Annotated in this window: 17 protein-coding genes; 12 read left to right on the forward strand and 5 right to left on the reverse strand. The window is 61.6% G+C overall.

Going from position 1 to position 18,552, the window contains the following annotated elements:
• The first annotated feature begins 379 nt into the window (after positions 1–379).
• From V5B40_RS19175 to phaC, 8 genes are all read left to right on the forward strand, one after another.
• On the forward strand, positions 380–1,282 hold the full coding sequence (locus tag V5B40_RS19175; RefSeq protein ID WP_332355991.1) for a Druantia anti-phage system protein DruA: 903 nt from the start codon (positions 380–382) through the stop codon (positions 1,280–1,282).
• On the forward strand, positions 1,279–2,793 hold the full coding sequence (locus V5B40_RS19180) for a transposase family protein (RefSeq protein WP_332355992.1): 1,515 nt from the start codon (positions 1,279–1,281) through the stop codon (positions 2,791–2,793). The genes V5B40_RS19175 and V5B40_RS19180 overlap by 4 nt, the downstream gene beginning before the upstream one ends.
• 530 nt (positions 2,794–3,323) lie before the next feature.
• The gene (locus V5B40_RS19185) at positions 3,324–4,091 is read left to right on the forward strand and encodes a 3-hydroxyacyl-CoA dehydrogenase (protein ID WP_169065437.1); all 768 of its coding nucleotides are present in this window, start codon (positions 3,324–3,326) and stop codon (positions 4,089–4,091) included.
• 67 nt (positions 4,092–4,158) lie between these two features.
• A complete protein-coding gene (locus V5B40_RS19190) occupies positions 4,159–5,340 on the forward strand; it encodes an acetyl-CoA C-acyltransferase (RefSeq protein ID WP_332355993.1) in 1,182 nt (393 codons plus the stop codon).
• Between the two features lie 66 nt (positions 5,341–5,406).
• Positions 5,407–5,847: a MaoC family dehydratase N-terminal domain-containing protein gene (locus V5B40_RS19195; protein WP_332355994.1), complete on the forward strand. Its 441-nt coding sequence runs from the start codon at positions 5,407–5,409 to the stop codon at positions 5,845–5,847.
• Between the two features lie 10 nt (positions 5,848–5,857).
• Positions 5,858–6,277: a MaoC/PaaZ C-terminal domain-containing protein gene (locus tag V5B40_RS19200; RefSeq protein WP_332355995.1), complete on the forward strand. Its 420-nt coding sequence runs from the start codon at positions 5,858–5,860 to the stop codon at positions 6,275–6,277.
• A gap of 141 nt (positions 6,278–6,418) precedes the next feature.
• Complete coding sequence (locus V5B40_RS19205) at positions 6,419–7,489, forward strand: poly(R)-hydroxyalkanoic acid synthase subunit PhaE (protein ID WP_332355996.1); 1,071 nt, start codon at positions 6,419–6,421, stop codon at positions 7,487–7,489.
• 65 nt (positions 7,490–7,554) lie between these two features.
• Positions 7,555–8,661 carry a class III poly(R)-hydroxyalkanoic acid synthase subunit PhaC gene (phaC, locus tag V5B40_RS19210; RefSeq protein ID WP_332355997.1) on the forward strand — a complete coding sequence of 369 codons (1,107 nt, stop codon included), beginning with the start codon at positions 7,555–7,557 and terminating at the stop codon, positions 8,659–8,661.
• A gap of 216 nt (positions 8,662–8,877) precedes the next feature.
• Here the strand turns inward: phaC and otnI are convergent, their stop codons facing one another.
• Positions 8,878–9,693: a 2-oxo-tetronate isomerase gene (gene otnI / locus V5B40_RS19215; RefSeq protein ID WP_332355998.1), complete on the reverse strand. Its 816-nt coding sequence runs from the start codon at positions 9,691–9,693 to the stop codon at positions 8,878–8,880.
• A 15-nt stretch (positions 9,694–9,708) separates the two neighbouring features.
• Positions 9,709–9,927 (reverse strand): hypothetical protein, encoded by a 219-nt coding sequence (locus V5B40_RS19220; RefSeq protein WP_332355999.1) that lies wholly within the window; start codon positions 9,925–9,927, stop codon positions 9,709–9,711.
• A 24-nt stretch (positions 9,928–9,951) separates the two neighbouring features.
• Between V5B40_RS19220 and V5B40_RS19225 the strand changes: the two genes are divergently transcribed.
• On the forward strand, positions 9,952–10,455 hold the full coding sequence (locus tag V5B40_RS19225) for a phosphatase domain-containing putative toxin (protein WP_332356000.1): 504 nt from the start codon (positions 9,952–9,954) through the stop codon (positions 10,453–10,455).
• 27 nt (positions 10,456–10,482) lie between these two features.
• Here the strand turns inward: V5B40_RS19225 and V5B40_RS19230 are convergent, their stop codons facing one another.
• From V5B40_RS19230 to V5B40_RS19240, 3 genes are read right to left on the reverse strand one after another with little or no spacing between them, the layout of a single operon-like run.
• The gene (locus tag V5B40_RS19230) at positions 10,483–11,850 is read right to left on the reverse strand and encodes a TRAP transporter large permease (protein ID WP_332356001.1); all 1,368 of its coding nucleotides are present in this window, start codon (positions 11,848–11,850) and stop codon (positions 10,483–10,485) included.
• A gap of 19 nt (positions 11,851–11,869) precedes the next feature.
• Positions 11,870–12,436 (reverse strand): TRAP transporter small permease subunit, encoded by a 567-nt coding sequence (locus V5B40_RS19235; protein WP_332356002.1) that lies wholly within the window; start codon positions 12,434–12,436, stop codon positions 11,870–11,872.
• Between the two features lie 42 nt (positions 12,437–12,478).
• On the reverse strand, positions 12,479–13,531 hold the full coding sequence (locus V5B40_RS19240) for a TRAP transporter substrate-binding protein (RefSeq protein WP_332356003.1): 1,053 nt from the start codon (positions 13,529–13,531) through the stop codon (positions 12,479–12,481).
• Between the two features lie 589 nt (positions 13,532–14,120).
• Between V5B40_RS19240 and V5B40_RS19245 the strand changes: the two genes are divergently transcribed.
• The 3 genes from V5B40_RS19245 to tpiA all read left to right on the forward strand — a co-directional run bounded on the left by V5B40_RS19245 (position 14,121) and on the right by tpiA (position 18,473).
• On the forward strand, positions 14,121–15,890 hold the full coding sequence (locus V5B40_RS19245) for a carbamoyltransferase family protein (RefSeq protein ID WP_332356005.1): 1,770 nt from the start codon (positions 14,121–14,123) through the stop codon (positions 15,888–15,890).
• Positions 15,891–16,368: 478 nt separating this feature from the next.
• Positions 16,369–17,625 (forward strand): phosphoglycerate kinase, encoded by a 1,257-nt coding sequence (pgk, locus tag V5B40_RS19250; protein WP_332356006.1) that lies wholly within the window; start codon positions 16,369–16,371, stop codon positions 17,623–17,625.
• An 80-nt stretch (positions 17,626–17,705) separates the two neighbouring features.
• Positions 17,706–18,473 carry a triose-phosphate isomerase gene (gene tpiA, locus V5B40_RS19255; RefSeq protein ID WP_332356007.1) on the forward strand — a complete coding sequence of 256 codons (768 nt, stop codon included), beginning with the start codon at positions 17,706–17,708 and terminating at the stop codon, positions 18,471–18,473.
• Positions 18,474–18,552 lie beyond the last annotated feature (79 nt).

The raw sequence follows: 18,552 nt of genomic DNA on the forward strand, positions 1-18,552 counted from the left end.
GTACCCGAAACATCCTCTCGAGCGCGGCGTACGCCGCGTTCGGAAAGGCTCGCCTGGCGATCGTACCGCCGTCCAAAAAATTCTTTCGGCATCCTCCTGGCTGACTCCACCACCCGTTCTTTGCCGCTAGCCAACCGCAATCTGACCGCCTCGACCGCAAAAGCGGGCGTTACCGGCAAATGAGCCTGATTCGGCTGGGTCATGCGTCAGGGCTGCAGAGCAGTCAGCGCTGAAGCATGACGACGCCGGCCCAGTAGTGGCAAGGCGTTGCGGTGGGCAGGCAAAAAAAACCTTCGCACAAGAGGGCTAGACAGCCGGGCGGACTTCTGGCAGGATAGGTGGAGCGTAATCAATCTGCGCTTCAGTCGGAGGTCTTGCGATGCTTGCAACGAGTGCGGGGGAATGGGTGCACTGCGGTCGCGTGTTCAGTGCTACGGAGATTGCCGAGCTCTGCGCGACGGTCGCGTGGCTGCCGGGATTGGCACGCAAGGAGTTGGCGGCGACGGTCTGCGAGCACCTGGGGTGGACCACCCTGACGGGGACGGCGAAGATCAGCGCCTGCCTGGAGTTCCTGGAACGTTTGCAGGCGGCCGGATTGCTGGTCCTACCTGCGTTGAGGCCCTCGCCGCCGCGCCGTTGCGCGCCGCCCTCGGCATCCGCCACCCCCGTTGCCGAGCCGGCGGTGCACTGCGCCCTGTCGGCGCTCGCGCCGGTGTCCCTGGCAGTGGTTCGCGACGCGACCCGGGTGGCGCAGTGGGATGCGCTGGTGGCGCGTTGGCACCCGCTGGGTTTCCAGGGGGCCTTCGGTTACCGGCTGCGCTACTTCATCAAGGCGGGCGACCGGCGGCTGGGCTGCGTCCTTCTGGCCGGTGCTGCCCGCGCGGTAGCCGTGCGCGACCGCTGGATCGGCTGGACGCCCCAGGCCCGCCGCGAGAACCTGGCGCGGGTGGTGAACAACAGCCGCTTCCTGATCTTTCCGCACGTCCGCGTACCCCATCTGGCCAGCCATGTGCTCGGGCAACTCGCGCGCCGCGCACGCGCGGACTGGCTCGAGCACTGGGGCTTCGAGCCCCTGCTGCTGGAGACCTTCGTCGATCCGCGTCACTATGCCGGCACCTGCTACCGTGCCGCCGGTTGGCAGTTGCTTGGGGCAAGCAGCGGGCGCGGGCTGGCCCGCCCCGGCCAGTCGTACCACAGCACGCCCCGTCAGGTGTGGGTCAAAGCGCTGACCTCGGATGCTTGCGCCTCGTTGTGTGCCGCGCCGGGGAGCCCGCGGTCATGAGCAAACCTTGCCGTCGCCCGACACGCGTGGCCATCAAGAAGCTGCGCTCAGAGAAGAAACGGCAGGAGAAGGTACTGAACGCGAAGCTGCGCGCAACGGGACAAGTCCCCCACTCAGCCGCTCCATTGCCCAACAGAAGCTCGGCCTTCGCGACCGTCGACGAGGAACACCGCGAGGACGCCGTGAGCAAACAGATGCGCCTCCTGCGCAAAGAGCTGCCCGCCTTGCTCGCTCAACTGGAACAAATTCCCGACCCGAGAGATCCCAAAAAGCGCCGGCACAAGCTGACCGTGCTTCTGCTCTACGGCTTGCTGATGTTCGTCTTTCAGTTCTCCTCCCGGCGCGAGACCAACCGCGAAATATCCCGTCCCCAGTTCATGGCCAACCTCCACCTGCTGTTCCCGGAGATCGATACCCTGCCACACGCCGACACCCTGTTTCGGCTGTTGCGCGACATCGACCTTGAACAGCTCGAACAGGCCCACGTCGATCTGGTGAGGCGGCTGATTCGCGGCAAGAACTTTCGCCGCTATCTGATCGACCACTGCTATCCGATCGCCATCGACGGCTCACAGAAGCTCGCTGGCGACACCCTCTGGACGGAGGAACTCCTGCAACGTACCGTCGGCAAGGACGAAACCCGTCACACCCAGTACTTCGTCTACGTCCTCGAGGCCAGCTTTGCCTTCCACAACGGCCTGGTCATCCCACTGCTCAGCGAGTTCCTCGAACACGCGCTGGGCGAACCCGAAGCGCAAAAGCAGGACTGCGAGCTGCGCGGCTTTGTGCGCTTGAGCGACCGGCTCAAGACGCTGTTCCCCCGCCTGCCGATCCTGCTCCTGCTCGACGGCCTCTACGCCAACGGGCCGGTGATGCGGCGCTGCTTGCGCGCCCACTGGCAGTTCATGATCGTGCTCAAGGACAAGGATTTGTCCACGGTCTGGCAGGAGTTCCGCGCGCTCCACGCCCTGAAGCCACAAGTTGTGCAGCGCGGTTGGGGAAGACGCCGACAACACTTCAGCTGGGTCAACGACATCGACTACGCCTTCGCTGCCAACGGGCGTCAGCGTCTCAAGCTGAATCTGGTGGTCTGTGAGGAAAGCTGGGAGAAGATCGATGAACAGGCCAGGACCGTCACCGAAACATCGCGCCACACCTGGCTCTCCAGCCAACCGCTCAGCCAAGACAATGTCCATGAGCGCTGCAACCTCGGGGCCCGCCACCGCTGGGGCATCGAAGCGGGCTTCCTCGTCGAAAAACATCAGGGCTACCACTACGAGCATGCCTTTGCCCTCGACTGGAATGCCATGAAAGGCTATCACCTCCTCATGCGCCTGGCGCATGTGTTCAATACCCTGGCACGCTTCACCCGACAGCTACGCGATCTCTATCAGCAACTCGGCGTGCGCGGTGCCATCGCCTTCATTCGAAGCTCCTGCGCCGCCCCCTGGCTCGACCCAGCACGAATCCGCGCGCTCCTCGCCGCTCCATTCCTGCTTCAACTTGAGTGACCTCACACAGGCGTACCCGAAACATCCTCTCGAGCGCGGCGTACGCCGCGTTCGGAAAGGCTCGCCTGGCGATCGTACCGCCGTCCAAAAAATTCTTTCGGCATCCTCCTGGCTGACTCCACCACCCGTCCTTTGCCGCTAGCCAACCGCAATTTGACCGCCTCGACCGCAAAAGCGGGCGTTACCGGCAAATGAGCCTGATTCGGCTGGGTCATGCGTCAGGGCTGCAGAGCAGAGCAAGAGCTTGACTCAGTAGCACTCGGCATTCGACAATGCCACGATTGCTCGTCGCTGCGACCGGTCCCGCCGGGAAGTAGGCACGGCGACGCAGTGAGCAGGGAGGCGGACCGCCAGTGCGATTTTTTCACTGGGCAGTATTTTCGCAGGCACGGCTGCGGCGTCACCAGGATGGCGTCGGGTCAGCGGGGGACCGTATTCTTCCGTGCCGATGTCGGGTCGCAACGATCGACGTCGGCATGGACCAGTAGCGCGACATCGCGTGATGTCGCGATATTTTTTTGGGGGTTAAAATGCAAATCAACGGTAGTGTGTTTGTGGTAACAGGCGCGGGTTCAGGACTCGGCGCAGAGACGGCGAGCAACTTGGTTCGTGCGGGTGGCAAAGTGGTGATCGTCGACATCGATGCCACTGCCGGTGAGGCGCAGGCGGCGGAGTTGGGGGCAAACGCTCGCTTCGCGAAGACCGACGTGACCGATGAAGCGAGCGCCACTGCGGCCATCGAAATGGCAGTGAATGAATTCGGTGGGCTGCACGGGCTGGTCAACTGTGCCGGCGTCGCCCCCCCCAAGAAAGTGCTCGGCCGCAATGGCCCGCACGATCTGGCCACCTTTGCGCGAGTGGTGAGCATCAACCTGGTCGGCACTTTCAACATGATTCGTCTGGCCGCTGACGCCATGAGCAAGAACGAGCCGAACGACAAGGGCGAGCGTGGCGTGATCGTCAATACCGCCTCGGTTGCCGCTTTCGATGGTCAGATCGGTCAGGCAGCCTATGCTTCCTCGAAGGCCGCGGTGGCTGGCTTGACGCTGCCGGTGGCGCGTGAACTGGCCGCGCACGGCATCCGGGTGATGTGCATCGCGCCAGGCATCTTCGAAACGCCGATGCTCAAAGGCCTGCCGCAAGCCGCTCAGGATTCCCTGGGCCAGATGGTTCCCTTCCCCTCGCGCCTGGGCAAGCCGGCCGAATACGCCGCTCTCGTTCAGCACATCTGCGAGAACTCGTACCTGAATGGCGAAGTGATCCGCATCGACGGTTCGATCCGCATGGCTCCGAAGTAATCGCCGGCCCCACGCGAACTTTGAGTTGGCCATACCGCCAATACCCATTGCATGAAAGGAGTGTTACATGAGTGAATCAGTTGTCATCGTAGGTGCCAAGCGCACCCCCGTCGGTTCTTTCCAGGGCCAGTTTTCAGCAGTTACCGCGCCCGAGCTCGGCGCCGTCGCCATCAAGGCCGCCGTCGAGCAGGCGGGCGTCAAGGTCGAGGACATCGACGAAGCCCTGATGGGCTGCTGCCTGATGGCCGGTGTGCGCCAGGCGCCGGCGCGTCAGGCCGTGCTCGGCGCAGGTTTGCCGACCTCGGTGCCGTGTACCACCTTGACCAAGATGTGCAGCTCGGCGCAGAAGACAGTGATGATCGCGCATGACGAGCTGCTTGCCGGTTCGGTCAACATCGCCATTGCCGGCGGTATGGAGTCGATGACCAACGCACCGCACGTCCTGACCACCGCCCGTTCGGGCTACCGGCTGGGTAATGGTGTGTTGCACGACCACATGTTCCTTGATGGCCTCGAGGATGCGTACGAAAAAGGCAAGCCGATGGGTGTGTTTGCCGAGCTGTGCGTCGACAAGTACGCTTTCACGCGCGAAGAGATGGATGCCTTTGCTGTCGAGTCGGTGACCCTGGCACAGAATGCCGTCACCAGTGGCCTCTTCAAGAACGAAATCGCGCCGGTCACGGTCAGCACCCGCAAGGGCGATACGGTGGTCGAGCTCGACGAAACGCCGATGAAATGCGATGCGTCAAAGATCTCGAAGCTGAAGCCTGTCTTCAAGAAGGACGGTGCGGTTACGCCAGCCAACTCGTCGTCGATTTCCGATGGCGCAGCAGCGCTCGTGATGATGCGCGAATCGGATGCCAAGGCTGCCGGCATCACGCCGTTGGCCCGTATCGTCGGCCATTCGACCTTTGCGCAGGAGCCGTCGTGGTTCACCACGGCGCCGGTGTTCGCTTTCCAGAAGCTGCTCAAGAAAGTGGGCTGGCAGACCGAGGACGTCGACCTCTGGGAGATCAACGAAGCTTTCGCGGCGGTGACCATGGCCTCGATGCGCGACCTCAAACTGCCGCGTGACAAGGTCAACGTCAATGGCGGTGCCTGCGCGCTTGGTCATCCGATCGGTGCAACCGGTTCGCGGATTCTGGTGACGCTGCTCTATGCGCTCAAGGCGCGTGGTCTCAAGCGCGGTATCGCCGGCCTTTGCGCCGGTGGTGGTGAAGCAACAGCGATTGCCATCGAAGTTCTCTGATCGAGTCGCCAACGAGGATTCCCACTCCGTAAGCTTGGGTTGCGGGGTGGGCGAGGAGTGAAGCAGATGTTGATTGACAAGAAACACATAGGCATGAGAGTGCCGCCACACTCGGTCACCCCGACGGCGTGGCAACTGAAGTGGTTCGCCAAGGCGACGGGAGAAACGAACCCGCTCTACTTTGACGAAGCCGCCGCCAGGAAGGCGGGACTGCCAGGCGTTCTGGTGCCGCCGACTTTCTTTTTCTGCATGGACATGGACAAGGATGAGCCTTTCGACTACATCGCGACCATGGGCTGTGACTTCGGCAAGATGCTGCACGGCGAGCAGATTTTCACGTATCACAAGCCGGTCTATTCCGGTGATACGCTGGATTTTGACGGTCAGGTGACGGATATCTACGACAAGAAGAACGGTGCTTTGCAGTTCATCGTCAAGGATGTCAAGGTCAGCCGGCAGGGCGAAGCGGTGTGCGATCTGCGCACTGTGATCGTCATCAGGGCATAGGGGAAAGTCGATGACAATACCGAATTTTGACGCAATCAACGTGGGCGACGAGATCCCTTCGTTCACCACGGAGCCGGTGTCTCGTCTAACCCTGGCGCTGTACGCGACCGGCTCGGGCGATCACCATCCCCTGCACCTCGACCAGGACTACGTCCGCTCGAAAGGGCTGAAGGACGTTTTTGCGCATGGCATGCTGGGCATGGCCTACCTCGGTCGCCTGCTGACGCAATGGGTGCCGCAGGAGGCGATCCGCACTTTCGGGGTTCGCTTCACGGCGATCACCTGGATCGGCGAAAGCATGGTCTGTACCGGCAAGGTCGTCGAGAAACTGGAACAGAACGGCGAGAAATGTGTACGCCTCGAGTTAACCTGCGCCAACGAGCAGGGTGAGGCCAAGCACAAGGCAGATGCGGTGGTGGCACTGGCGTGACAAGGCTTTAGCCAGTACGACTGCATGATCGCGGCCGTCTTCGGACGGCCGCTGTTTAGTTGTAGAGCACCTTGTCTACCGATGGGCATTTGCCCGGCATCACGGTAGGCGTGTCCGACACACTGGAAGGAGATCGAACGCGTGGAAAGTAATAATCCGAATGAGCAACTAGGCGGCGTCGTCAACGCTTGGGCTGATATGCAGAAGCGCATGATGAGTGACTGGGCCGGGATGCTGCAGAATCTCCCAGGCAGCGGTACGGAAAGCACCGTGGAAGTAGTGAAAAAAGGCGTCGAAGCGGCTACCAAAAGTAGCAATGATGCGGCGAAGATGCTTATGGAGCGCATGGCCGGCAGCCAGACCGCAATGACCCGGGTAATGGATTTCTTTTTCCGGTCGATGAAGGTCGTGGCACCGAACCTTGAGGCCAACAAGGACTGGCGTCCCGACCTCAAGGGTTTTGCCGATAACTGGGCCAAGGAATCGACCGCCATGCTCCAGCGCAGCATGGGTATGAGTTCGCATCTCGGCGATCTTGCCGGGACGATGAGCAAGGATATGCCCGATGCGTTTGGTCCCTGGCTGTCCTTTCTGATGCAGGCGGCCTCTTCGGGGCACGTTGGCGAAGCGATGCTCGGTGGCACGGCGGGTCTCAATCGCCTGCTGTCGATGGAAGGCGATGTCGGCGCCGTCGCCGGCGTCGGTCAGATCCCCCTCTTTGGTGCCTCGCGCGAGAAGCACGCCAAGACCTTGCGACTGGTCGACGCGGTCGTTGATCTGCGCAAAACCAGTCTGGCGTTTCACAAGCGCTTCGCCGAGGCGCTTGCCACGGCTGTCGAAGCGACCGTGGATGAGCTTGGCAAAGTTGCTGCCAAAGGCGACAAGATCACGGCCGTACGCCAGCTGATGGGTCTCTGGTATCGCACCGCTGACAAGTCGCTGCTGGTGACCTTCAACAAGCAGGAATTCCTCGACACGCAAAATGATTTCACCAAGGCTCAGCATGCGTTCAAGCTGGCGCAACGCGCTGTCGTCGAGGACATTTTCCGCGGTCTGGATATGCCCACTCGCAGCGAGCTGGACGAAACCTACCAGGTGATCCACGACCTGAAGCGAGAGGTCCGCCTGCTCAAGAAGTCCTTGCCTCCCGCGACAGCAGCAGCCAAGCCTGCCGCTCGTACCACCGCGGCGCGTCGTGCCAAGAGCGAGTAGGCAGAGCCTGCCCGACTCTTGTTGATCCGGCTGACAAGCTAAACCTTTAGGAGGACGCTACCCCCATGTTTTCTTTCCCAATACAGATTCTTCCCGCCGACGTCGCCGCGGAAACCGCCGCCCTGAACGCGAAGCTCACCAAGGGCATCAGCAATCTCACCAAGATGACCGACGACGATATCGACATCGGCAGCACGCCGAAGGACGTCATCTTCGAGCAGGACGGGATCGAGGTTTACCATTACCACGCGCTCGTCGAGCAGGCGAAGATCATGAAGACGCCGCTGCTCATCGTGCCGCCGCTGATCAACGGCTACGAAGTGGCCGACCTGCAACCGGATCGCTCACTGGTCCGCAATCTGCTGAACCAGGGTATTGACGTCTACCTCAACAACTGGGGCTACCCGCGTCAGGTCGACAAGTACAGGACCATCGACGACTACATCAACGGTTACCTCGATGACACCGTCGACTTCATTCGTCAGCATCACGGCGTCGACAAGATTGCCCTGTTGGGTATCTGCCAGGGTGGCGCCATGTCAACCACCTATGCGGCGCTCAACCCGGACAAGATCAGCCATCTGGTCCTGACCGTTACGCCGATTGACTTCGACGCCTACAAGGCGAATCACAAGCCACACGAGGGCCTGATGTTCACCATGGGCGCCGAGGCCGACGTCGAGCAGATGGTGGCTGTGCATGGCAACGTGCCGGCCACGGTGCTCAACGAGTCGTTCATGATGGCCTCTCCGTTCATCCTGAACTACGGCAAGTACGCCGACGTGATCGATATCCTCGACGATCGCCAGGCCGTGCAGAATTTCCTGCGCATGGAAAAGTGGCTGTTCGGTGGGCCCGATGCCGGTGGTCAGATGTTCAAGGAGTTCGTCCGCGACTTCCTGAAAGCCAATAAACTGGTCAAGGGCACGCTTGAGGTTGGCGGTCGCAAGGTTGACCTCAAGAATCTCACCATCCCGATCCTCAACATTTTCGCCGAGAAGGACCACATCGTGCCGCCACCGTGCACGGTTGCCCTCGGCAAGCATGTCGGCAGCAAGGATTACACCGAGTTCGCCATTGCCACCGGTCACATCGGTATCTACACCGGCGGCCTGTCGCAGAAGGTGTTGGCGCCGACGGTTGGCAAGTGGATGCGCGAGCGCAACGCTTGAGCACCACGCCAGCAATGGCGTGACCTAGTCTGAGACTGGCCCGCGCCCGGCTGGTCGGAGTAGTTTGCAGCAAGGTGGGAGCGCGCTTGGCCGTGCTCCCACCACTCCCACGGTTTTCTGCCCCTGTCCGTTGGGTGATGTCGTGGACGCTGGCTGGTCGTCCTCGACACAGGCGCGGACGCTGCTTGCGAAAACGCTATCGCCGGTAGCCACGATTTACATGGGGATTCTTCGTCGGCTTAGTGAATGAAGGGCGGCCCGCAACCAGGCCAGACCATCCTCGGTCTTGCCTCGCGGCCGATATTCGCAGCCCACCCAGGCGTCGTAACCGAGCTCGTCGAGTAGCCTGAACAGGTAGGGATAATTGACCTCGCCATCGTCCGGCTCGTTGCGGGCCGGGACGCTGGCGATCTGCACGTGGCCGATGCCGGCGCAGTGCTTTCTGAAGGTGGTCGCCAGATCGCCTTCGACGATCTGCGCGTGGTAAAAGTCCATCTGCACCTTGACGTTGGCGTCGCCGACCGCGTCGCGGATGACGTGACCATCGGCCTGGCTGTTGAGGAAATAGCCGGGCATGTCGCGACCGTTGATCGGCTCGATCAGCAGCGTCCGCCCATGCTTTGCCAGTTCCCGCGCGGCATCGGCCAGGTTTTCGAGATAGGTCTCGCGGCAGGCTGTCCGGTAGGCCTGGTCGGCGTCAGCTGGCAGCAGACCGGCCATCGCGTGCACACACGGGGTACCCATGGCCAGTGCGTATTTTAGCGCACGGGCGACACTGGCGCGGAAATCCGCTTCGCGACCCGGCAAGGCCGCCAGCCCGCGCTCACCACTGGCCCAGTCACCCGGCGGCAGGTTGAAGAGCGCGCTTTCGAGCTCATTCTCCCGCAACCACCCGGCCACTTCGGCGGGGCTATGGTCGTAAGGGAAGAGAAATTCGACGGCTTTGAAGCCTGCCTTGGCCGCGGCGGCGAAGCGCTGCGGGAAGGGGACTTCGTTGAACATCATGGTCAGGTTGGTAGCAAATTTGGGCATCATTTTTCCTTTGCTTCAGAACTTGAGGCCGCAGGCCGATTTGAGTTCGGCGATCTGCCCTTCGTTCAAGGGGTGGAGTGCAGAGTGCTTACCGGCCAGCTCGCGAGTGGCGTCGGCCAGGGCCGGATCGCCTGGGCGCTGACAGTGATGATCAGGCTCAGCCGTATCGAGCCGGCGTGGTGCGCATTCAAGTGGTCTGGAAACAGCGCCAAACAGCGCTAAACTGGGCGGCATTACCCATCCATAGAAAGGTGCCCCATGCCTACCCACCCGTCCGATCTGTTGCCTTTGGAAGCGCCTGCTGGTGGCCTGATTCTGACCCCCTGCCCGGGGACCAGGGACGTCGACACCGACACTGCACTCAAGCAACTCAAGGCGGCCGGCGCCAGTGCCGTGATCACCTTGATGCAGAAGGCCGAAATGGCGAGCAATGCGGTGACCGAGCTGCCGACGCTTTGCGCGCAAAACGGGCTGCAATGGTTTCATGTGCCCATCGAGGATGATCGCGCGCCAGCAGAAGATTTTGCCGTCGCCTGGCAGGCGCAGCGCCAGGCCGTCCATCGCCTGCTTGACGCCGGCGAGCGGGTTGCCGTGCATTGCAAGGGTGGCTCCGGTCGGACGGGTCTGATGGTCGCGCAAATCCTCGTCGAGCGTGGCTACGCCAAAGAGGATGCGCTGGTGGCGGTCAAGGCGCTGCGCCCCAATGCGCTCACCCTGGCCGTGCATCAGGACTATCTGGCGCGTCTTGCGGTCGCTCCCTGAGCGGGCTGGCCGGGCTTACCGCTGTTCTCAGTGCCCGTACATCTGTTCGGGCAGCCAGGTGATGATCTGCGGGAAAGCCAGGCACAGCGCGACCATCGCCACCTGTAGCAGGACGAAGGGGAGGACGCCGAGGTAGATGTGCTTGATGGTCACCTCGTCGGGCACCACTCCCTTCAGGTAGAAGAGCGAGAAACCCACCGGCGGCGTCAGGAACGAAGTTTGCAACATCAGGGCGATGAGGATCAGGAACCAGGTCATGTCGATGTCGGCGAGGCGGACCACGGGTGCCAGCAAGGGCAGGATGATCAGCACGATCTCGAACCAGTCCAGGAAAAAGCCGGCGATAAACACCACCGCCAGGACCGTCAACACCAGCCCTAGCGGCGCCAGTCCCAGGCCCTTGAAGAATTCGGCGATCAGCTCGTCGCCGCCGATCAGCCGCAGCGTGTAGGCGAAGAAGGTCGCGCCGATAAAAATGGCAAAAATGAAGCAGGTGGTCAGCGTCGTCTCGATGCCGACTTCGCGGATTACTCGCCAATTGAGCTTGCGGTTGGCAGCAGCCAGCAGGACGGCCCCGAAAGCTCCCAGCCCGGACGCTTCGGTGGGCGTGGCGACGCCGAAGAAAATCGAACCGAGAACCACCAGGATCAGGCCGAAGGTCGGAATGGTCGACGCGAAGGCCATGAGTATCTGCTGAAAGGACAGCTTTTCCGCGTCGGCGGGTCGCGGTGGCACCAGGTCGGGCCTGAGGATGCCGACTGCCAGTATGAAGACCATGTAGAGCAGGCCGAGGCCGACACCGGGAATAAGCGCCCCCATGAACAGGTCACCGACCGAGACCGACACCTGGTCGGCCATCAGTACCAGCATGATCGACGGCGGGATGAGAATGCCCAGCGTACCCGAGGCTGCCACAACCCCCGAGGCTACCGCCTTGGAATAGTGGTTCTGCAGCATGACCGGCATCGCCAGCATCGCCAGCAGTACCACCGAGGCTCCGACGATGCCGGTGGATGCCGCCAGCAGAATGCCGATGACGATCACCGTCAAGCCGAGACCGCCCCTGATACCACCGAAGACCTTGACGAAATTGCGCATCATGATCTCGGCGACACCCGAGCGGTCGAGCATCTGGCCCATGTAGATGAACATCGGCAGCGATACCAGAACCCAGTTGGACATGATGGCGTCGAGGCGGTCGACGATACCGGACACCTTCGCCCAATTCGTCAGCAGAAAGGTGTCCATGCCAAACTGGTCGCCGAGGAAGATGGCAATGGCGGCGAAGAGCATCGACAGACCGCCCAGCAGCCAGGCCACCGGATAGCCGCTAAACAGTGACAGGACGAAGGTCACCATGAAGCCGATGGCCAGCAACTCGTAGAATGGAAGCATGTCGGGTCCTTGTTGCGGGTCAGCGGCGGCCGAACAGCGCGGCCCAGACGCGAGTCAGACGACCCAGGCCACCCAGCGCCAACAAGACGAAGGCGGTGACCAGGAAGGACTTGAGGAACCAGCGGTAAGGCAGGCCGCCCGGTGCGGCGGAGATTTCGCCCAGTTCCCATGAACTCATGAAGAAGGGCACCGAGAACCACACCACGAAGCCAGTGAAGGTCAGCAGTAGCGTGCTGATGCCGAACAACTCGATCCACAGCCGCGTGCGCAGGCTAAAGGTCTCGGCGAGCACGTCGATACGCACATTGCGCTCGTGCACCTCGGTGAATGCCAGGCCGAGCATGAAGCCGATGGCGTAGAGGTGCCACTGCAACTCCTCCATCATGATCGACCCCTCGTTGAAGACATAGCGGGCCACCACCTGCGCCACGATGACCAGGACCAATACGGTCCACAGCGCCGAGGCAATTTCGCCAAACCAGCCGATCAGGCGGTCGGTGGCGCGGGAAATTAGGGTCGTGGGGAGGGCAATTCCGGACCGTCCCGCTTCGTGCGGGACGTCGGCGCTGTGCGCTGACGAGCTCATCGGCTTCTCCAATTGGCGTACAGCGCCGGGGTCAGACGTCGATTACTTGAAGTCGCGCGGCAGGTAGCCGTAATCGTGCCACTTGCTGTTCTGCTCCTTGAAGGCGGTCATGCTGTCGTAGACCTTCTTGAAGGTCGCGTCATTGGCGGACTCCTCGGCCATCACCTCCCTGGTCGCTTTGGCGAATGCGGCCAGCATGACCTTGTCGAACTGGCGTGCCTTGACCCCTTCCTTCTCGAACTTGGCCAGCACAGCGCCCTGCAGTGCTTCGGCCTTGGCTAGCGCGATGGTTACCGCCGCAGTACAGGTGGTTTCGATCTGGGCCTGCGTTTGTGGCTTGAGCTTGTTCCAGGCCGCGAGGTTCACGTAGAGGTACTGGTTGGTCGAGGGCTGATGCCAACCGGGCATGTAGTAGTACTGCGCAACCTTGTAGAAGCCCAGCTGGTCATCGACGGTTGGCAAGGAAAACTCGGTGCCGTCGAGCACGCCTTTCTCGAGGGCCTGGAACAATTCGCCACCCGGCAGCACGGTGACCGATGCCCCCAGCTTCTGGTAGACCTTGCCGCCGAAACCGGCAGCGCGGAACTTCAGTCCAGTGAGGTCCGCGGGGGTCTTGATCTCCTTGCGGAACCAGCCGGCAGCTTCCGGGCTGATCGAGCCGCAGAAGATCGGGTAGACGTTGTGCGGTTTGTAGACTTCCTTGAGCAGCGCGTCGCCGCCGCCGAAATACATCCAGGCAGCGAACTGCGGTGTTTCCATGCCGAAGGGCACGGCGCCAAACAGTGCGGAAGCCGGAACCTTGCCCAACTCATAGCCCATCCAGCTGTAGCCCGCTTCCGCCTTGCCGGCAGAGACGGTGTCGAAGATCGCCAGGGCGGGTACCAGTTTGCCCGGCTCGAAGACCTGCAGATTGATGGTCCCGCCGGAAATCTTCTTCAAGGTCTCCGACACCCAGGGCATGGTGTCGCCGAGCGCGGTGAGGTTGGAGCCGAAAGCCATCGGGACGCCCCAGCGCACATTTTCCTGCGCGCTGGCAGGGGCGGCGATCAAGGTCAGGGACGCGCTGAGGGCAAGAGCTTTGAAGGTGCTTTTCATTACGTGTTTCTCCTTTGGTGAAACGCTGAAGTGGACTCGACCATGCCGAGATGCTCGCATGAGCGGGCAAGACAGCGCGGCGAGTCGGGGGACTACATCGATGCAGGCCATTGCTGCGCCCACTCCGCTAGCGTTTGCGGTGCGGTCCCGTGAAGAGATCGTGGCGTCCCTGTCGGGCGGCTGTGAGAAGGTTCGGCACCGCTTGTCTCCTTTGGCTTGTCACTCGTGGCGCAAGCCTTTGCTTTGTATGGTGGTGATGCTATGCGTTCGTGGCCGGGGAACTTGTTGCGGATGGCAAGGCAGATCCTTGCTCTCCAAGACCTCGGTGCTGCCGCACAGTTTGCTAACTAATATCCATTCCCAATGTGACTGCAATCAACTCAATACAGTGGCTTGTCTTTGTTTGTCAATCATGCGTTGCAACATAGAGGCGGTCATGGCGTCTGTTTTGTCCCTCCCTGCGCCGCGCTGCCGCCGCTCTGATCGGCTGTCGGCGCAAGGGTACGGGTATACTTGAGGCTTTCGTCGGTTCGCAGCCGCTTGCTGGCCAGCCAGCGGGGCCGACGTGTGACTCTGTGAGACCTCCACCTTGGCACTGATCCTACTCGGACTTTCCGGCGCGCTGACGCACGATCCTTCGGCGGCGCTGTACATCGACGGCAAGCTCGTTGCGGCGGCAGAAGAGGAACGCTTCGTCCGCGACAAGCACGCCAAAAACCGCATGCCCTACGAAGCGGCGAAGTTCTGCCTGGAATTCGCCGGCATCAAGCCGGCCGAGGTCGACGCGGTGGCCATTCCCTTCGCGCCGATCAGCCTCGCCGAAGGCGCCCGCTGGCACTATGCCAAACGCTATTGGTACGCGCCGGATCGGGCGCTGGACGCCCTTCTGACCGGCAACCGGCGCTACTTTCGCTACCGCAAACGCATCGAATGGTGTCTGCTGCAGCTCGGTTTCAATCTCAAAACGACCGAAATCGTGCCGGTCGAGCACCACCTGGCGCATGCGTCCAGCGCCTACCATTGCTCGGGTTTCAAGGAGAAGACGGCGATCCTCGGCATCGACGGCAAGGGCGAGTACGCGACCACTTTCTTCGGCTACGGCGAAAACGGCAGAATTCACAAGATCAAGGAGTTCTACGACCCCGATTCGCTGGGCGGACTGTACGGCGCCTTGACCGAGTATCTCGGTTTCGAGATGCTGGACGGCGAGTACAAGGTGATGGGCATGGCCCCGTATGGCGACCCCGATCGCTACGATTTCTCGCGCCTGGCGAAGTTCGAGAATGGCGAACTGACGGTCAACACCGACTACGCCAATGTGATCGGTTTTCGGCGCTACAAGGAGCAGGGCAAAGGCTACTACTTCTCGCCGAAGCTGATCGAGTGGCTGGGCCCAAAGCGGGCCGGCGACAGCGCCGACGATCCCTATATCCATTACGCGGCGAGCATGCAGAAGCTGTTCGAGGATTTGTCGCTGCAGATGATCGAGCATTACCTGGGCGACATTCTGCGCGCAACCGGTCGCCTCGCTTTCTCCGGTGGTGGCGCACTGAACGTCAAGCTCAACCAGAAGATCATCGCTCGCCCGGACGTCAAGGAGCTATTCGTGCAGCCAGCGTCGGGCGACGCCGGGACGGCCGTCGGCGCGGCGGGCTACGTCTCGGTGCAGCGCGGCGTGCCGATCGAAAAAATGGCGCATGTCTTTCTCGGCCCGGCGTACAGCAACGAAGACGTTCTTGCCGCCTGTGCTCGCCATCCGGAAAAACCGCAAGGGCAGCGGCTGCGCGACGTGGCGCAGGAAATTGCCGCCCTGCTCGTGGCCGGCAACCCGGTGGCCTGGTTCCAGGGGCGTATGGAGTTCGGTCCGCGTGCGCTTGGTGGTCGCTCGATCCTTGGTTGCCCGAGCGTTGCCGGCGTTGCCGACCGGATCAATGCGCAGATCAAGTTCCGCGAGCGCTGGCGTCCGTTCTGCCCGAGCATGCTCGATACGGTCGGCCCGCAGATGCTCGGCAGCGATCACCCGGCCCCTTTCATGACTTTCACTTTCAAGGTTGCCGAAGGCTGGCAGGAACGCGTTCCGGAAGTGGTGCACGAAGACGGCAGCTCGCGGGCGCAGGTACTGCAACGCGAATTCAATCCGCGCTATTACGACCTGATGCTCGAACTGGAAAAACTGACCGGCAACGGCGTCGTGCTCAACACTTCGCTCAACCGCCGCGGCGAAGCAATGATCTGTTCGCCAACCGACGCCTTGAACATGTTCTTCGGCTCGGATCTCGAGTATCTGGTGATGGAAGACATGCTGGTGGTCAAGGCGGGCAGCAGCGCTAGCACAAGCGAGGAGTCGCCCGCTGGCTGAGCGCTTGCCGGCTGGTTTCAGACATTGTGTAAGTACATAAAGGTGGCGACGGCCGGCGCCCTTTGCGGACTATCACTGCGCGTCTGAAGGCGAGTTTTTCGGCGCGAGAAGAAAACCATGCCGGCCTATCCGCGTGACTGCTTGCGCCGATCGCCGAAAGGCATTTGACTCCAACAGCGGCGCCAAGGATACTTCGTCTGCGTGGTTAAAACGCTTTCCCCGATCTTCCGAATTCTCAACGCAGTGGCGCATGGGTGCTCTGTTGAGGGGGCGTTTTGTAGCCGCAACCGAGACAAGCTGCCATTTTCGATTCTTAATGTGAAAGTCGCGTATGCGACTCACGAACCTCCCTTCTCCCCCTGCGGGAGAAGGGCCGGGGGAAGAGGGGGACGGTCATGACTTTCATCATTCGGGGTATCTCGACTGTCATGACCGTTAGTCCGCCTCTAATCCAGCAACACTCTTTATCGAGGAAAACATGTCCAAATTGTTCATCGAAGATCTCGCCCTTGCCGGCAAACGCGTCCTTATACGCGTCGATTTCAACGTCCCACAGGACAAGGTGACGGGAGCGATCACCAACACCAAGCGCATCGAAGCCGCGCTACCGACGATCCAGTCGGCTTTGGACAAGGGCGCCGCGGTCATTCTCATGTCGCACCTTGGCCGTCCGGACGGCAACGCCATGCCGCAATTCAGCCTGCAGCCTGTGGCCACCGCACTGGAGGGCCTGCTCGGCCGCCCGGTGAGCTTTCTTTCGGACTGTGTCGGTCCTGACGTCGAAGCCGCCTGTGCCAGCATCAAGCCCGGCGAAGTCATTCTGCTCGAGAACCTGCGCTTCCATATCGAGGAAGAAGGCAAGGGCACCGTCAAAGGGGCCGACGGCAGCGTCAGCAAGATCAAGGCCGATCCCGAAAAGGTCAAGGCCTTCCGCGCATCGCTGACCCGTCTTGCCGACGTTTACATCAACGATGCCTTCGGCACCGCCCACCGCGATCACTCGTCGATGACCGGCGTACAGCTGCCGCAGCGGGCGGCGGGTTATCTGATGAACAAGGAACTGGCGGCTTTCTCGGCGGTGCTCGAATCGCCGCAGCGGCCGCTGCTGGCGATCCTCGGTGGCGCCAAGGTGGCCGACAAGATCCAGCTGATCAATAACCTGCTCGACAAGGCCGACCAGATCATCATCGGCGGCGGCATGGCGTTTACGTTCAAGAAAGTTATTTCCGGAATGCCGATCGGCAACTCGCTGTTTGACGAGGAGGGCGCCAAGCTGGTCCCCGAGCTGATGGCCAAGGCAAAAGCCAACGGCAAGCAGATTCTGCTGCCAAGCGATTTCGTCATCGCTGACAAGTTCGCTGCCGATGCCAATACCGGTGTCGCCAACGATGTCGATGGGATTCCCGATGGCTGGCTGGGACTTGATTGCGGAGCTGAATCGACGAAGGTGTTTACCGACGCCATCCTGAACGCCAAAACCATCATCTGGAACGGCCCGGCGGGAGTTTTCGAATTTGCCAACTTCGAAGCCGGCACCAAGGCCATGGCCGACGCCATCGTCGAGGCGACTGCCAAAGGTGCGACGACCGTGATCGGTGGTGGTGACACGGCGACCGCGGCCAAGAAATATGGCGCCGAGAAGAAAGTCACGCACACCTCGACCGGTGGCGGGGCATCTCTCGAATACCTCGAAGGCAAGGTCCTGCCGGGCGTCGCCGCACTCTCCGAGAAGTAAGCCGAGCGGAACCCCGGGCCCCGGTAGTGTGCCGGGGCCGTCCTGCTCCCGAATCATGCTTAACCAACAAAAGGAATACCATGCGTAAAATCGTTATTGCCGGCAACTGGAAAATGAACAAGTCGGTCGCCGAGTCCGTCAAGCTGGCCACCGAAGTGGTTGCCGCCGCCAAAGACATCAAGAATGTCGTCGTCGCCATTGCTCCCACCTATCTCGCACTGGCCAAAGTCGCCGACGTGGTCAAGGGCAGCAATGTCAAGCTCGCGGCGCAGGACGTGCACTGGGAAAACCAGGGTGCATTCACCGGCAAGGTCAGTGCCGACATGCTCAAGGAAATCGGCGTCGATATGGTCATCATCGGCCACTCCGAGCAACGCAGCTACTTCGGCGAGACCGACGAAACGGTCAACAGGAAGATCAAGAAAGTTCTTTCGCTGGATATGGGCCCCATCGTCTGCATCGGCGAGACTCTCGACGAGCGCAAGGGCGGCAAGCTGGAAAGCGTGCTCACGACGCAGGTCAATGGCGCCTACGCCGGCCTTTCCGCGGACGAAGCGCTACGCACCGTCGTCGCCTACGAGCCGGTGTGGGCCATTGGTACCGGCGTTACCGCCAGCGATGGCGAAGCTCAGGAGGCGCACGCACTGGTGCGCGGCCTGCTGGCCAAGCTCTTCGGCGACGATGTCGCACAGTCGATCAGCATCCAGTACGGTGGCTCGATGAAGCCGGACAACGCCGCCGGCCTGCTCGCTCAGAAAGACATCGATGGCGGCCTGATTGGCGGTGCCGCGCTCAAGGCCGACAGCTTCCTGGGTATCGTGACGCCGGGTGAGGCGATCAGCAAGTAAGTGGTTTCTCCCCCAGAAGCGCGGGCGCCGCAGTTGCGGGGCCCGCGTTTTTTTCTCTGGCGCGTGCCGCGAGCGGCAA

The organism is Candidatus Accumulibacter meliphilus (assembly GCF_036625345.1).
Taxonomy (GTDB): domain Bacteria; phylum Pseudomonadota; class Gammaproteobacteria; order Burkholderiales; family Rhodocyclaceae; genus Accumulibacter; species Accumulibacter meliphilus.

What these genes read in the sequence shown, in the direction of transcription:
- V5B40_RS19225 (WP_332356000.1), top strand. Translation starts at nt 9,952, where the DNA reads ATGCCTACCCACCCGTCCGATCTGTTGCCTTTGGAAGCGCCTGCTGGT.
- V5B40_RS19240 (WP_332356003.1), bottom strand. Translation starts at nt 13,531, where the DNA reads ATGAAAAGCACCTTCAAAGCTCTTGCCCTCAGCGCGTCCCTGACCTTG.
- V5B40_RS19220 (WP_332355999.1), bottom strand. Translation starts at nt 9,927, where the DNA reads ATGCCGCCCAGTTTAGCGCTGTTTGGCGCTGTTTCCAGACCACTTGAA.
- pgk (WP_332356006.1), top strand. Translation starts at nt 16,369, where the DNA reads ATGTCCAAATTGTTCATCGAAGATCTCGCCCTTGCCGGCAAACGCGTC.
- V5B40_RS19235 (WP_332356002.1), bottom strand. Translation starts at nt 12,436, where the DNA reads ATGAGCTCGTCAGCGCACAGCGCCGACGTCCCGCACGAAGCGGGACGG.
- V5B40_RS19175 (WP_332355991.1), top strand. Translation starts at nt 380, where the DNA reads ATGCTTGCAACGAGTGCGGGGGAATGGGTGCACTGCGGTCGCGTGTTC.
- V5B40_RS19200 (WP_332355995.1), top strand. Translation starts at nt 5,858, where the DNA reads ATGACAATACCGAATTTTGACGCAATCAACGTGGGCGACGAGATCCCT.
- phaC (WP_332355997.1), top strand. Translation starts at nt 7,555, where the DNA reads ATGTTTTCTTTCCCAATACAGATTCTTCCCGCCGACGTCGCCGCGGAA.
- V5B40_RS19230 (WP_332356001.1), bottom strand. Translation starts at nt 11,850, where the DNA reads ATGCTTCCATTCTACGAGTTGCTGGCCATCGGCTTCATGGTGACCTTC.
- V5B40_RS19190 (WP_332355993.1), top strand. Translation starts at nt 4,159, where the DNA reads ATGAGTGAATCAGTTGTCATCGTAGGTGCCAAGCGCACCCCCGTCGGT.
- V5B40_RS19195 (WP_332355994.1), top strand. Translation starts at nt 5,407, where the DNA reads ATGTTGATTGACAAGAAACACATAGGCATGAGAGTGCCGCCACACTCG.
- V5B40_RS19185 (WP_169065437.1), top strand. Translation starts at nt 3,324, where the DNA reads ATGCAAATCAACGGTAGTGTGTTTGTGGTAACAGGCGCGGGTTCAGGA.
- otnI (WP_332355998.1), bottom strand. Translation starts at nt 9,693, where the DNA reads ATGCCCAAATTTGCTACCAACCTGACCATGATGTTCAACGAAGTCCCC.
- tpiA (WP_332356007.1), top strand. Translation starts at nt 17,706, where the DNA reads ATGCGTAAAATCGTTATTGCCGGCAACTGGAAAATGAACAAGTCGGTC.
- V5B40_RS19180 (WP_332355992.1), top strand. Translation starts at nt 1,279, where the DNA reads ATGAGCAAACCTTGCCGTCGCCCGACACGCGTGGCCATCAAGAAGCTG.